We start from the raw sequence: 14,151 nt of genomic DNA, 5'->3' as shown, positions 1-14,151 counted from the left end.
TAGACGCACGAGCGGCCTGAAACCCTATGCCGTGCCATCGAGTGCGTTCTTGCAGCGCCGGCAGGCCTGCATGGCCAGTTGAATGTGCTGCTCGACCATCTTGCGCGAAATGCCCATGCGCTCGGCCACCTCTACATGCGGCAGGCCGTCGAACTTGTGCAGGATGAAAGCCTCGCGGCAGCGCAGCGGCAGCGCGTCGATGGTGGCGAGCATGGCGCTCACCGCCTGGCCCGAGGCGGCGGCCATGTCGGGCTCGAAGGCCCGCGGCGCGGCCAGTTCGTCGAGATCGAGGGCGGCCTCCTCGGCATCCGGCTGCAGCGCCTCGCCGCGCACTTCGCTGCGGCGGTACTGGTCGATCTGCAGGTTGCGCGCCGTGCGATAGAGCAGCGCGCGCGGCTCGGGCACCGCCTGCCCCGAGCGCTGCACCGCGAGGACGCGCGCATAGCTTTCCTGCACCAGATCGGCCGCGGCATCGCGGCTGCGCGCCGTGCGCGAGCAGAAATTCAGCAGTTCCTGGTAGTAGCGCTCGAGCACAAATCGACTTTGGCAATGGAGAGCAAATGAGAGTCATTCTCATTATGGACGATCCGTATGACCGATCCACGAAGGGCCTGCAGGCCTCAGCGCTGCCTCACGCGTCGCGAAAGCGCAGGTGATGCATTCGCCGCCTCGACTCTTTGCCTCTCGGCCTCTTTCCTGAAGTCCCCCGTGCTCATGCCGAAGCGACGCCTGAAAAGCTTGCCGGCATAGCTTGCGTCTCGCACGCCGATTTCGTCGGCCAGCGCGGCAAGACTGCTATCGGCGTTGAGCAAGCGCCAGCGAAGGTGCTGCAGCCGCATCTCCTGCCAGTACGCTTGCGCGGTCTGCTCGAACTGCTGCAGGAAGCGGCGGTCGAGCTGGCGCCGGCTGATGCCCACGCTGCTCGCGATATCAGCGACCGAACACGTGCTGGCGAGCCTTTTGCGCATCAGGCCGATGGCGCGACCGACGTAGCGGCCGACCTGCGGCTCGGCACTTTGCGACTTGAGCAGATGGCGGCTTGCGCGCGGCTCGTCAACCAGCATGTCAGCCAGGCCCTTGAGCGCGCGTGCGCGGCCACAGTGCTGCACCAGCAGCTCCACGGCCACGTCGATCGCGGCGCTGCCGCCTGCGCAGGTGATGCGCTTGCCATCAAAGAGATAGAGCTGCTCGGTTTTGATGGGGATGCGCGGGAATGCGGCCTCGAATTCCAGTGCGTGCCGCGGATGCAGCGCGACCTTGTGCCCGTCCAACAGCCCAAGCTCTGCGAGCAGGAAGCAGCCGTTGTCCATGCTCAGGAGCGTGAGCCCATGCCGCACCGCGCCCTTGACAAGCGACGCGTAGGCCCGCGCCCGGCGCCGCGTGTCGGTGGCGCTGCGGCCGCCAAAGACGACGAGGTAGTCGTAGTCGGACCAGCGCACCTGCTGCGGCGTGAGCTGGATCGAGATCTCCACGCCGCTGTTCGAAGTGACAGTGCCGGCCTTGAGGCCCACGATGTCCCAGCGGCAATGGCGCTGCCGGCTGTAGTCCTCATCGTCGGCCGAGAAGCGCAGCTTGTCGAGAAAGCCGCCAAAGGGCAGCAGCGCGAAATCCGGCAGCGGAAGGATGAGCACGCGCACGTCCGGCGCGATGGGCTTCGCCTGCGCAGGCGGCAGCACGACGCGGCCGGGTCGCTTGCGAACCGCGGTTCTGGCGATGTCCAAATCGGCTGGTAACACGTCCAAATCTTACTTCGGTGTTTGACCCACGGTGTGTGACAGTGCATCCACTTTCCTTCACTCGTACGGATTCGCAATCATGGCGCTCGGCACTTGGTTGATCTATCTGGCAGCAGCCACCGGCCTGGCCTTGATGCCCGGCCCCAACGGCTTGCTCGCGCTGACGCACGGCGCGCTCTACGGGCGGCGCATCACGCTGTTCACGATTTGCGGAGGCGTGCTCGGCTTCGTGCTCGTGCTCGCGCTGTCGATGTTCGGCATCGGTGCCGTGCTGGGCGCTTCGGCACAGGCGCTCACGGTGATGAAGTGGCTCGGCGGTGCCTACCTCGTGTGGCTGGGCATCCAGGTGTGGCGCTCGCCGCCGCCTGCACTCGAGGTCGCTTCGCAGCGGCAGCTGCCGCGCCACGGATGGAGCCTCTTCAGCCAGGGCTTCCTGTCTGCGGTGACCAACCCCAAGGCAGTTCTGTTCTTTGTCGCGTTCCTGCCGCCCTTCATCGACCCGCATCGCGATCTCGTGACGCAGTTCGTCGCGATGGCCGCGACATTCGCCGTCATCGAGTTCTTTGTCGAACTTCTGATGACCTTGCTGGCCAGCAGCATGCGCGGCTGGCTGCACCGCAGCGGCAAGCGCTTCAACCAGATCTTCGGAGCCGTGTTCGTGCTGATCGGCGCAGGCGTGACACTGGGCCCCTGATCAATTGGCCGATACCACCGATCTGAGACATCCCTGCTGAGCGACGTCGCCCTACCGTTCCCACCACCCTTCCCCAAAGCGCCCCTGCAGAAAGGCCACGAAGCTCGATACCTTCCCCGGCACCAGCTTGGGCGAAGGGAACACGGCGTGGATCTCCTGCTCGGGCAGTGCATGGCCCGGCAGCACCTCGACCACCTTGCCCGCGGCCAGCGAATCGCTCGCCACGTAGCGCGGCATCAGCGCGATGCCGAGCCCCTCGCGTGCCGCGGCGAGTACGGCCGAAAGATTGTTGGAGCGCAGCCGGCCCGTGACCGGCACCGTGACCGGCTCCCCCTTGGGCGTGTGCATGCGCCAGACGTCGTCGCCCACCACGCTGCTGTAGATCAGCGCCACGTGCGCACTCAGGTCCTGCGCACGCTTCGGCGTGCCGTGCTTCTTCAAGTAGCCCGGCGCCGCCACCATGACCCACGGGTTCATGCCGAGAAAGCGCGCGCCCAGCGAGGAATCGGCCAGCTTGCCCATGCGCACCGCGACGTCGATGCCCTGCGCAATCAGGTCGACGTAGCGGTCCTCGAAGCTGAGATCCACCTGCACCTGCGGGTTGCGCGCCATGTACTCCAGCGCCAGCGGCACCACCACGCGCCGGCCGAAGGCGACCGAGGTGCCGACACGCAACAGCCCCTGCGCCTGCGATTCGCGCCGCCGCACCACGCTCTCGGCCTCCTCGGTCTCGCGCACGATGGACTTGCACTTCTCGTAGTAGAGCGCGCCCGATTCGGTGAGGCTCACGCCGCGCGTGTTGCGGTTGAGCAGGCGCACCTTGAGCCGCGCCTCGGTGGCCGCGACCTGCTTGGTCACCGTGGGCTGGGTGGTGTTGAACTCGCGCGCCGCCTTGGAGAAGCTGCCGGTCTCCACCACGCGCACGAACATCTCCATTGCCAACAGTCGATCCATGCCCTGGATCGTAGCCAGTTATTCCGCCCTGGAATAGCTTTTATGGTCCGGCGCCGCCTTCTGCACGAGGCCTCGAATTCCTACAGTCGAGGCCTCTGAAGGAGACAAGCAACATGGCAAAGATGACCGCGGCCCAGGCCGCCGTTCTGGTGATGGAAAAAGAAGGCGTGACCCAGGCCTTCGGCGTGCCCGGCGCCGCCATCAATCCGCTCTACTCGGCGCTGCGCAAGCACGGCAGCATCGCCCACATCCTGGCGCGCCACGTCGAAGGCGCCTCGCACATGGCCGAGGGCTACACCCGCGCCATCGCCGGCAACATCGGCGTGTGCATCGGCACCTCGGGGCCGGCCGGCACCGACATGATCACCGGCCTCTACTCGGCGTGGGCCGATTCGATCCCGATCCTGTGCATCACCGGCCAGGCGCCGCGCGCGCGGCTCTACAAGGAAGACTTCCAGGCGGTGGACATCGAGTCGATCTCCAAGCCGGTCACCAAGTGGTCGGTCACGGTGCGCGAGCCGGGCCAGGTGCCGCAGGTGTTCCAGCAGGCCTTCCACCTGATGCGCTCGGGCCGCCCGGGCCCGGTGCTGATCGACCTGCCGTTCGACGTGCAGATGGCGCAGATCGAGTTCGACATCGACACCTACCAGCCGCTCACCCCCTACAAGCCGGCCGCCACGCGCGCGCAGATCGAGAAGGCGATCGCGATGTTGAACGCGGCCGAGCGCCCGCTGATCGTGGCCGGCGGCGGCATCATCAATGCCGACGCCAGCGACTTGCTGGTGCGCTTCGCCGAGGCCACCGGCGTGCCGGTGATCCCGACCCTGATGGGCTGGGGCACCATCCCCGACGACCATCCGCTGATGGCCGGCATGTGCGGCCTGCAGACCAGCCACCGCTACGGCAACGCGACCATGCTCGCTTCCGACTTCGTGCTCGGCATCGGCAACCGCTGGGCGAATCGCCACACCGGCTCGGTCGAGGTCTACACCAAGGGCCGCACCTTCGTGCACGTCGACATCGAGCCGACGCAGATCGGCCGCGTCTTCACGCCCGACCTCGGCATCGTGTCGGACGCCAAGGCCGCGCTCGAGCTCTTCGTCGAAGTCGCAGAGGCCATGAAGGCCAAGGGCCAGTTGCCGAACCGCGGCACGTGGGCCGGCGAATGCCTGGAGCGCAAGAAGACGATGCTGCGCAAGACCAACTTCGGCGACGTGCCGATGAAGCCGCAGCGCGTCTACCAGTGCATGAACCGCAACTTCAGCCGCGACACCTGCTACGTGAGCACCATCGGGCTTTCGCAGATCGCCGGCGCGCAGTTCCTGCACGTCTACAACCCGCGCAACTGGATCAACTGCGGCCAGGCCGGCCCGCTGGGCTGGACCATTCCCGCCGCGCTCGGCGTGCGCGCCGCGGACCCGACGCGCAAGATCGTCGCGCTCTCGGGCGACTACGACTTCCAGTTCATGATCGAGGAGCTGGCCGTGGGCGCACAGTTCAAGCTGCCCTACATCCACATCGTGGTCAACAACTCGTACCTCGGCCTGATCCGCCAGGCGCAGCGCGGTTTCGAGATGGACTACTGCGTGCAGCTCGGCTTCGAGAACATCAACGCGGGCGTTGACAGCGGCGTCGAGCGCAGCTACGGCGTGGACCATCTCAAGGTGATCGAGGGCCTGGGCTGCAAGGCGATCCGCGTCTACAAGCAGGAAGAGATGAAGCCCGCCATCCAGCGCGCCGAAGCATTGATGGCCGAGTTCAGCGTGCCGGTGGTGATCGAGGTCATGCTGGAGCGCGTGACCAACATCTCGATGGGCACCGAGATCGACGCCGTCAACGAATTCGAGCCGCTGGCCGAAAGCCGCGAAGACGCGCCCACGGCCGTTGGCGTGGCAATGCTCGACTGATTCCCGAGGAGACAACACAGATGCCCCGATTCGCAGCGAATCTCACGATGCTCTTCACCGAGTTGCCATTCATGGAACGCTTCGAGGCCGCCGCCAAGGCCGGCTTCAAGGCGGTCGAATACCTGTTCCCCTATGCCTACGACAAGAAGGAACTGACCGCCGCCCTGCGTGCCAACGGCCTGCAGCAGGTGCTGCACAACCTGCCCGCCGGCAACTGGGACGGCGGCGAGCGCGGCATCGGCTGCCATCCCGACCGGGTGAGCGAGTTCCGCGAAGGCGTGGGCATGGCGATCGACTACGCAACGGCGCTGGGCTGCCCCAAGCTCAACTGCCTGCTGGGCAAGCTGCCGCAGGGCGTGGGCCCGGCTGAGGCGAACAAGGTGGCGGTCGAGAACCTGCGCTTCGCGGCCCGCGAGCTGCAGGCGGCCGGCATCATGCTGCTGATCGAGCCGATCAACCACTTCGACATTCCCGGCTTCTTCCTGACCCGCACCGACCAGGCGCTGGCGCTGATCGAGGAAGTCGGCTCGGCCAACCTGCTGCTGCAGTACGACATCTACCACGCGCAGCGCATGGAAGGCGAACTGGGCGCGACGATCGCGAAGAACATGGCCAAGATCGGCCACATCCAGCTGGCCGACAACCCGGGCCGCGGCGAGCCCGGCACCGGCGAGATCAACTACCCGTGGCTCTTCAAGCACATCGATGCCGCCGGCTACACGGGCTGGATCGGCTGCGAATACAAGCCGAAGAGCGACACCGTCAACGGCCTCGGCTGGCGCACCGCCCTCACGCAATAAATACACACAGACAAGGAACTCAGCGAATGTCCAACACGGCACCCCAGAAGATCGGTTTCATCGGCCTCGGCATCATGGGCGCGCCCATGGCCGGCCACCTGCTCGACGCCGGCCACCAGCTCTTCGTCAACACCCAAGGCCCGGTGCCTGAGCTCTTCGTTTCCAAGGCCACGGTATGCGCCTCGGCGGCCGAGGTGACGAAGCAGACCGACATCGTCTTCATCATGGTGCCGGACACACCCGACGTGGAGAAAGTGCTGTTCGGCGAGAACGGCGTCGCGGGCGCACTGACCAAGGGCAAGACGGTGGTCGACTGCAGCTCCATCGATCCGATCGCGACCAAGGGCTTCGCGCAGAAAATCGTCGACCTCGGCTGCGGCTACATCGACGCGCCGGTCTCGGGCGGCGAAGTGGGTGCCAAGGCGGCCAGCCTGACCATCATGTGCGGCGGCGACGAGGGCACCTTCGGCCGCGTGCGGCCGCTGCTCGAGAAGATGGGCAAGAACGTCACGCTGGTCGGCGGCGCGGGCGACGGCCAGGTCTGCAAGGTGGCCAACCAGATCATCGTGGCGCTCAACATCGCGGCCGTCGGCGAGGCGCTGGTGTTCGCCAGCAAGGCCGGCGCCGACCCGGCCAAGGTGCGGCAGGCGCTGATGGGCGGCTTCGCGTCCTCGCGCATCCTCGAAGTGCACGGCGAGCGCATGATCAAGCGCACCTTCGCGCCGGGCTTCCGCATCGCGCTGCACCAGAAGGACCTGAGCCTTGCGATGCAGAGCGCACGTTCTCTGGGCGTGGCGCTGCCGCAGACGGCGGGTGCTGCGCAACTGATGAACGCCTGCGCCGCCCTGGGCCATGGCCAGTCCGACCATTCGGCACTGGTGAAGGCTCTGGAAGCGCTGGCGCAGCATCCGGTTCAGCCGGACTGAGCGATCAGCCGCGAATGTTGAGGTTCTCCGCCGGGTTCTGACCAGCGGCTGCCAGCGCCTCCTTCAGGTTCCGGCGCCGCCAGGCCCAGGTCTTGAAGGCCTGCGGCAGGATCGTGATGCACGAGAGGTAGTAGATCACCTTGAAGCCCAGCAGCCGCGGGCCGACCGGCGTGCCGCGGAACAGGTCGCCCGCCAGGATCGACAGCAGCGCTTCCCGCATGCGCCAGACGTTGTTCTCCGGCTGCATGAAGAGCCGGCGGATGGCCGGCGAGGTGATGCGGTAGATGAACCACGAGAACATCCGGGGCCCGTGCTTCATGACCTTCTCGAAGCGGCGGAAGGCCCGCTCCGCCTGGCTCGCCTCGCCCCTGAGCCAGTGATCGACGGCCGTGGCGCTCTCGAAGGCGCTGTTCATCGCCAGGTAGACGCCGGACGAAAACATCGGGTCGACGAAGGCATAGGCGTCGCCGATCATGGCAAAGCGGTCGCCGCGGCAGAACTTCGAGTCGTAGGCATAGTTGCCGGTGGTCGTCGCGCCCTCGATCAGGGTGGCATCCTTCAACCGCTCGGCCAGCTTGGGCGCGAGCGCGATGGTTTCCATCAGGAAGCTGGTGAGATCGCCCTTGCGCTGCTTGAAGTAGGCCGGCGAGGCGACCGCGCCCACGCTGGTGGTGCCATCGAGCAAGGGGATGAACCAGAACCAGCCGTGGTCGAACCAGAACAGCGTGATGTTGCCTTCGTAGCGGCCGGGCGTACGCCGGGCGTTCGCGAAGTGGCCGAACAGCGCGGCGCTCGCGTGCCTGCGGTTGCGCTGCTTGGCGTCGAAGCGGTTCGACAGCACGGTGTCGCGTCCGCTGGCATCGATCACGAAACGCGGGCGCCAGGCGGTCTCGGTGCCGTCTTCGGCTTTCACCATCACCAGCGCACGGCCGTCGCTGCCCTTGCCGGCGTCCATGTCGACCTGCGTGACCTTGTGGCCTTCGAAGGTGCGCGCGCCGCGCTTGGCGGCGTGGCGGAACAGCAGCTCGTCGAACTCCGAACGGCGCACGTGCACGGCGTACGGAAAGGACTTGTCCATCGCCTCGCCGAAGAAGAACAGGCTGGTGTGGTCGTGCCAGGGCGAGACGAACTCGGCGCCGTGCTTGGCGATGCCGATGGCTTCGACCTCGCTGCGCACGCCCAGCCGGTCGAAGAGCGGCATGTTCATCGGCAACAGCGATTCACCGATGTGAAAGCGCGGGTGATGTGCCTTTTCGAGAAGCACCACGTCGTGGCCCTTGTCCGCGAGCAGTGCGGCGACCGTCGAGCCGGCAGGCCCGCCGCCGATGACGACGGCATCTGGATCCATGGTTGTGAATTGCTGAACTGCCATGAATGGCGGGCCCTCGGTCGTGGTTATGTGCTCGGTTGGAGCGCGAATGCGGCCCGAGTGTAGCGATCGCGCCATGGCCCCCTCGTGGTTCCCACTACACGAAGGGCACGCGCTTTTGGAGTAGCCTCATTGGTCGTCAGAAACAAGGAGATTTTTCATGGCCGACACCCTGTCACCGGCAGAAGAAGCATTGCGCGAAGCCGCCCGCGAATACCACCGCAGCCCCGTCCGGGGCAAGATTTCCATCTCGCCGACCAAACCGCTGCTGAACCAGCGCGACCTCTCGCTGGCCTACTCGCCGGGCGTCGCCTACCCCTGCCTCGACATCGAGGCCGACCCGTCGAAGGCGGCCGAATACACCTCGCGCGGCAACCTGGTCGGCGTGGTCACCAACGGCACCGCGGTGCTGGGCCTGGGCAACATCGGCCCGCTGGCCGCCAAGCCGGTGATGGAAGGCAAGGGCTGCCTGTTCAAGAAGTTCGCCGGCATCGACGTGTTCGACATCGAACTCGCCGAAACCGACCCCGACAAGCTGGTCGAGATCATCGCCGCGCTCGAGCCCACGCTGGGCGGCATCAACCTCGAGGACATCAAGGCGCCCGAGTGCTTCTACATCGAGAAGAAGCTGCGCGAGCGCATGAACATCCCGGTGTTCCACGACGACCAGCACGGCACGGCCATCATCTCGGCAGCGGCGCTGATCAACGGGCTCGAACTGGTCGGCAAGAAGATCGAGGAAGTGAAAATCGCCGTCTCGGGCGCCGGCGCCGCCGCGATCGCCTGCCTGGACGTGATGATCGGCCTCGGTGCGAAAGCGGCCAACATCTACGCGGTCGACTCCAAGGGCCTGATCTACATCGGCCGCCCGGGCGGCTTCGACGACTCGAAATCGCGCTACGCGCAGAAGGACACCGGCGCGCGCACGCTGGCCGACGTGATGAAGAACGCCGACGTGTTCCTCGGCTGCTCGGCGCCCGGCGTGGTCACGCAGGACATGGTCAAGAGCATGGGCAGCCAGCCGATCATCCTGGCGCTGGCCAATCCCGAGCCCGAGATCCGGCCCGAGCTCGCCAAGGCAGTCCGCCCCGACTGCATCATCGCGACCGGCCGCTCGGACTATCCGAACCAGGTCAACAACGTCCTCTGCTTCCCCTACATCTTCCGCGGCGCGCTCGACTGCGGCGCAAGCAAGATCACGGAAGAAATGAAGCTGGCCTGCGTGCACGAGATCGCCGACCTCACCAAGGCCGACATCAGCGAGGAGGTGGCCACCGCCTATGCGGGCCAGGAGCTCGCCTTCGGCCCCGACTACATCATCCCCAAGCCCTTCGACTCGCGCCTGATCCTGCGCATCGCGCCGGCGGTGGCAAAGGCCGCGGCCGCCTCGGGCGTGGCCGCGCGCCCGATCGAGGATCTCGAGGCCTACCGCCAGAACCTGGCACGCTTCGTCTACCAGACTGGCATGTTCATGCGCCCGGTGTTCAGCGCCGCCAAGCTCGCGAGCGCCAAGCGCGTGGCCTACTGCGAGGGCGAGGACGACCGCGTGCTGCGCGCCGCGCAACTGGCGGTGGACGAAGGCCTGGCCAAGCCCATCCTGATCGGGCGCCCGGCGGTGATCGAGACGCGCATCAAGAAGGCCGGCCTGCGCATCAAGCCCGGCGTGGACGTGGACGTGGTCGACCCCGAGGACGACCCGCGCTTCCGCACCTACTGGGAGGCCTACCACCGGATCATGGGCCGGCGCGGCATCACGCCCGAGGCCTCGAAGGCGATGGTGCGGCGCTCCAACACCACCATCGGCTCGCTGATGGTCCAGCTGGGCGACGCCGACGCGATGCTGTGCGGCCTGGTGGGCCGCTTCGACAGCCACCTGCGCATCCTGCACAACGTGCTGGGCCTGAAGCGCGGCGCCCCGGGCTTCGCCACCCTCAACGCGCTCACGCTCGAGAAGTACACCCTCTTCATCGCCGACACCAACGTGCACGAAGACCCAAGCGCCGAGACGCTGGCCGAGATCGCGGTCATGGCGGCCGAGGAAGTGCGCCGTTTCGGCCTGCCGCCCAAGGTGGCCTTCCTGTCGCACTCCAACTTCGGCTCCTCCGAGCGCGCTTCGGCGCGCAAGATGCGGGTGGCGCGCGACCTGTTCGCCAAGATGGCGCCCGACATCGAATGCGACGGCGAGATGCACGGCGATGCCGCGCTGTCGGACACGGTGCGGCACAACGCCTTGCCGGAGACCTCGCTGAACGGCGAGGCCAACCTGCTGATCTGCCCGAACCTCGATGCCGCCAACATCCTGTTCAACGTGCTGAAGATGACCGGCGGCAACGGCGTGACGGTGGGTCCGATCCTGATGGGCGCGGCCGGCTCGGCCCACATCCTGACCCCCTCGGCCACCGTGCGCCGCGTGCTCAACATGACGGCGCTCGCCGTGGCCAACGCCACCTCGTCCAAGTAGGCAGCGCACCACGATCGACGCCCCGCCGCAGTGCATGCGACGGGGCGTTTTCACGCCCGCTCCGAGTGGCAATGGCCATCGGCCATGCACCCCATTGGCTCATCGGGAGGGTTCGCACCAAGTGCGTGCCGGCACCGTTTTTGCTTGAATCCCGTGCATCACCTTTCACGGACTCCCATGAACAAGCGCCAACTGCTCCAGACCTTTCTTGCCACTTCGGCGCTCAGCTTCGGCCTAGTCACCGCCCACGCCCAAGCGCTCACGCCGATCAAGTTCCAGCTCGACTGGCGCTTCGAAGGTCCGGCGGCGCTGTTCCTCCATCCGGCCGCCAAGGGCTACTTCAAGGATGCCAAGCTCGACGTGACGATCGACGCCGGCAACGGTTCGGGCGGCACGGTCACGCGGGTGGCCTCGGGCGCCTACGACATGGGCTTCGCCGACCTGGCCGCGCTGATGGAGTTCCATGCCAACAACCCCGACAGCCCGAACAAGCCGGTCGCGGTGATGATGGTCTACAACAACACGCCGGCCTCGGTCATGGCGCTCAAGAAGAGCGGCATCGCCAAGCCGGCCGACCTGGCCGGCAAGAAGCTCGGCGCGCCCGTGTTCGACGCCGGCCGCCGCGCCTTCCCGATCTTCGCCAAGGCCAACAACATCGGCGCGGTCAACTGGACCGCGATGGACCCGACGCTGCGCGAGACCATGCTGATCCGCGGCGACATCGACGCCATCACCGGCTTCACCTTCACCTCGCTGCTCAACCTCGAGGCGCGCGGCGCCAAGGCGGCCGATATCGTGGTGCTGCCCTACCCCGACTACGGCGTGAAGCTCTACGGCAACGTGATCATCGCCTCGCCCAAGCTGATCAAGGAGAACCCGGCGGCGGTCAAGGCCTTCCTCTCGGCCTTCGCCAAGGGCGCGAAGGAAGTGATCGCCAATCCGACCGTGGCCATCGAATCGGTCAAGAAGCGCGACGGCATCATCGACAGCGCGCTCGAGACGCGCCGCCTCAAGCTGGCGATCGACACCGTGATCAACAGCCCCGACGCGCGCGCCGAAGGCTTCGGCGCGGTGAACGCGGGCCGGCTCTCGCTGATGGCCTCGCAGGTGTCAGACGCCTTCAACACCAAGACGCGCGTGAGCCCCGACGCGGTGTGGACCGCCGCGCTGCTGCCCCCTACGGCCGAACTGAACATCCTGAAGAAGTGATGGCGGTCGCGGAGACCACGCCCTTCGTCGACTTCCAGGACGTCTGGCTCGCCTACAACGAGGAGCTGCTCGCCGCCAACCACTTCGCGGTCGAGGCCATCGACCTGAAGGTGAAGCGCGGCGAGTTCATCGCCATCGTCGGGCCCTCGGGCTGCGGCAAGTCCACCTTCATGAAGCTCACCACAGGCCTGAAGATGCCCTCGATGGGCAAGATCCGCATCGACGGCCAGCCCGTGAACGGCCCGCTCAAGATCTCGGGCATGGCCTTCCAGGCGCCCTCGCTCTTGCCCTGGCGCACCACGGTCGACAACGTGCTCTTGCCGCTGGAGATCGTCGAGCCCTACCGCTCCACCTTCAAGGCCAAGCGCCGCGAATACGTGGAGCGCGCGCGCAAGCTCTTGCAGAAGGTGGGCCTCGCCGGCTATGAAGACAAGTTCCCGTGGCAGCTCTCGGGCGGCATGCAGCAGCGCGCCAGCATCTGCCGCGCGCTGATCCACGAGCCCAAGATGCTGCTGCTCGACGAGCCCTTCGGCGCGCTCGACGCCTTCACGCGCGAGGAGCTCTGGTGCATCCTGCGCGACCTCTGGACCGAGCAGCAGTTCAACGTGATCCTGGTCACGCACGACCTGCGCGAATCGGTGTTCCTGGCCGACACGGTCTACGTGATGAGCAAGAGCCCGGGCCGCTTCGTGGTCAAGCGCCAGATCGAGCTGCCGCGGCCGCGCGAGCTGGAACTGACCTACACCAAGGAATTCACCGACATCGTGCTGGAGCTTCGCGGCCACATCGGTGCCATCCGAAGCAATGCCATCGCAGCCGCCGCCGCAGCGAGCCCGGCATGAAGAACGGCAAACAAATCGAACGCTGGTCGCCCTGGCTGCTGCTGGTCGCGGTGCTCGTGCTGTGGCAGATCATCTGCGCGGGCTTCGGCGTCTCGGATTTCATCTTCCCGAGCCCGTGGCGCATCTGGACCCAGTTCTGGGAGTTCAAGGAAATCATCGCGGGCCACGCCTGGCGCACCTTCTGGGTCACGATGGCGGGCTTCGGCCTGGCGATCGTGGTCGGCGTGCTGCTGGGCTTCGTGATCGGCAGCTCGCGCCTGGCCTACGCGGCGGTATATCCGCTGATGACCGCCTTCAACGCGCTGCCCAAGGCGGCCTTCGTGCCCATCCTCGTGGTGTGGTTCGGCATCGGCATCGGGCCGGCGATCCTCACGGCCTTCTTGATCAGCTTCTTTCCGATCATGGTCAACATCGCGACCGGCCTGGCCACGCTCGAGCCCGAGCTCGAGGACGTGCTGCGCGTGCTGGGCGCCAAGCGCTGGGACGTGCTCGTCAAGATAGGCCTGCCGCGCTCCATGCCCTACTTCTACGGCTCGCTCAAGGTCGCGATCACGCTGGCTTTCGTCGGCACCACGGTGAGCGAGATGACGGCCGCCAACGAAGGCATCGGCTACCTGCTGATCTCGGCCGGCTCGGCCATGCAGATGGGCCTGGCCTTCGCGGGCCTGATGGTGGTGGGCGCGATGGCGATGGGGATGTACGAGCTCTTCAGTGCGATCGAGAAGCACACGACCGGCTGGGCGCATCGAGGCTCTCAAAACGAATGACCCCTGAGCAGATCGTCAAGGCTCTGCGCCGCGCCGACGAGGTCGCGCGGCGCGCGATGGCCATGGGCCGCCATCCCTTCGGCGCGGTGCTCGTCGCGCCGGACGGCGAAACGGTGTTGGCCGAGCAGGGCAACATCGACACCGTGCAGCACGCCGAGGCCACGCTGGCGCGAAACGCCTCGCTCAACTACCCCGCCGAGTACCTCGCGCAGTGCACGCTGGTCACGACCTTCGAACCCTGCGCGATGTGCGCCGGCACCATCTACTGGGCCCATATCGGCCGCGTGGTCTACGGCGCCGAAGAAAGCGCGCTGCTCGCGCTGACCGGCGACCACCCCGAGAACCCGACGCTCTCGCTGCCCTGCCGCGAAGTCTTCGCGCGCGGGCAGAAGCAGATCGAGGTCATTGGGCCGGTACCGGAAGTGGCCGACGAGATGATCGCCACGCACCGAGGCTTCTGGCAAAGCCGGGGCGCCTGAGCCGCCG

The 14,151-nt window shown here is 66.6% G+C and carries 13 protein-coding genes; 9 read left to right on the top strand and 4 right to left on the bottom strand.

The features are described from left to right. Window positions 1-24 precede the first annotated feature (24 nt). Together BLS74_RS30540 and BLS74_RS30535 are read right to left on the bottom strand one after the other, a co-directional pair. Window positions 25-534 carry a sigma-70 family RNA polymerase sigma factor gene (locus tag BLS74_RS30540; RefSeq protein ID WP_093111249.1) on the bottom strand — a complete coding sequence of 170 codons (510 nt, stop codon included), beginning with the start codon at window positions 532-534 and terminating at the stop codon, window positions 25-27. A gap of 86 nt (window positions 535-620) precedes the next feature. Further along, window positions 621-1,721 (bottom strand): GlxA family transcriptional regulator, encoded by a 1,101-nt coding sequence (locus BLS74_RS30535; protein ID WP_244504092.1) that lies wholly within the window; start codon window positions 1,719-1,721, stop codon window positions 621-623. A gap of 94 nt (window positions 1,722-1,815) precedes the next feature. Between BLS74_RS30535 and BLS74_RS30530 the strand changes: the two genes are divergently transcribed. After that, window positions 1,816-2,430, top strand: a complete 615-nt coding sequence (locus BLS74_RS30530; RefSeq protein ID WP_093111247.1) for a LysE family translocator — start codon at window positions 1,816-1,818, stop codon at window positions 2,428-2,430. 51 nt (window positions 2,431-2,481) lie between these two features. Here BLS74_RS30530 and BLS74_RS30525 read toward each other — a convergent pair whose 3' ends face one another. Continuing rightward, window positions 2,482-3,384 (bottom strand): LysR family transcriptional regulator, encoded by a 903-nt coding sequence (locus BLS74_RS30525; RefSeq protein WP_093111245.1) that lies wholly within the window; start codon window positions 3,382-3,384, stop codon window positions 2,482-2,484. Window positions 3,385-3,497: 113 nt separating this feature from the next. Between BLS74_RS30525 and gcl the strand changes: the two genes are divergently transcribed. From gcl to BLS74_RS30510, 3 genes are read left to right on the top strand one after another with little or no spacing between them, the layout of a single operon-like run. Beyond that, window positions 3,498-5,291, top strand: a complete 1,794-nt coding sequence (gcl, locus tag BLS74_RS30520) for a glyoxylate carboligase (RefSeq protein ID WP_093111244.1) — start codon at window positions 3,498-3,500, stop codon at window positions 5,289-5,291. Window positions 5,292-5,311: 20 nt separating this feature from the next. Beyond that, complete coding sequence (gene hyi / locus BLS74_RS30515) at window positions 5,312-6,091, top strand: hydroxypyruvate isomerase (RefSeq protein WP_093111243.1); 780 nt, start codon at window positions 5,312-5,314, stop codon at window positions 6,089-6,091. A gap of 26 nt (window positions 6,092-6,117) precedes the next feature. Next, the gene (locus tag BLS74_RS30510) at window positions 6,118-7,017 is read left to right on the top strand and encodes a 2-hydroxy-3-oxopropionate reductase (protein WP_093111241.1); all 900 of its coding nucleotides are present in this window, start codon (window positions 6,118-6,120) and stop codon (window positions 7,015-7,017) included. Window positions 7,018-7,021: 4 nt separating this feature from the next. On the opposite strand, the gene BLS74_RS30505 is transcribed toward BLS74_RS30510, so the two are convergent. Next, a complete protein-coding gene (locus BLS74_RS30505; protein WP_244504091.1) occupies window positions 7,022-8,365 on the bottom strand; it encodes an NAD(P)/FAD-dependent oxidoreductase in 1,344 nt (447 codons plus the stop codon). A 181-nt stretch (window positions 8,366-8,546) separates the two neighbouring features. On the opposite strand from BLS74_RS30505, the gene BLS74_RS30500 reads away from it, so the two are divergent. From BLS74_RS30500 to BLS74_RS30480, 5 genes are all read left to right on the top strand, one after another. Then, on the top strand, window positions 8,547-10,847 hold the full coding sequence (locus BLS74_RS30500) for an NADP-dependent malic enzyme (protein WP_093111237.1): 2,301 nt from the start codon (window positions 8,547-8,549) through the stop codon (window positions 10,845-10,847). A 177-nt stretch (window positions 10,848-11,024) separates the two neighbouring features. Next, window positions 11,025-12,056 carry an ABC transporter substrate-binding protein gene (locus BLS74_RS30495; protein ID WP_093111235.1) on the top strand — a complete coding sequence of 344 codons (1,032 nt, stop codon included), beginning with the start codon at window positions 11,025-11,027 and terminating at the stop codon, window positions 12,054-12,056. Further along, complete coding sequence (locus BLS74_RS30490; RefSeq protein ID WP_093111233.1) at window positions 12,056-12,898, top strand: ABC transporter ATP-binding protein; 843 nt, start codon at window positions 12,056-12,058, stop codon at window positions 12,896-12,898. Before BLS74_RS30495 ends, BLS74_RS30490 begins: the two co-directional genes overlap by 1 nt. Continuing rightward, window positions 12,895-13,665 carry an ABC transporter permease gene (locus BLS74_RS30485; protein WP_093111231.1) on the top strand — a complete coding sequence of 257 codons (771 nt, stop codon included), beginning with the start codon at window positions 12,895-12,897 and terminating at the stop codon, window positions 13,663-13,665. Before BLS74_RS30490 ends, BLS74_RS30485 begins: the two co-directional genes overlap by 4 nt. Further along, a complete protein-coding gene (locus BLS74_RS30480; RefSeq protein ID WP_093111229.1) occupies window positions 13,662-14,144 on the top strand; it encodes a nucleoside deaminase in 483 nt (160 codons plus the stop codon). Before BLS74_RS30485 ends, BLS74_RS30480 begins: the two co-directional genes overlap by 4 nt. Window positions 14,145-14,151 lie beyond the last annotated feature (7 nt).

The sequence above is a fragment of the Variovorax sp. CF079 genome, assembly GCF_900101545.1.
Classification (GTDB): Bacteria; Pseudomonadota; Gammaproteobacteria; order Burkholderiales; family Burkholderiaceae_C; genus Variovorax.
The sequence above is the reverse complement of the archived record's forward strand: the minus strand, read 5'-3'. Positions and strand labels throughout refer to the sequence as shown.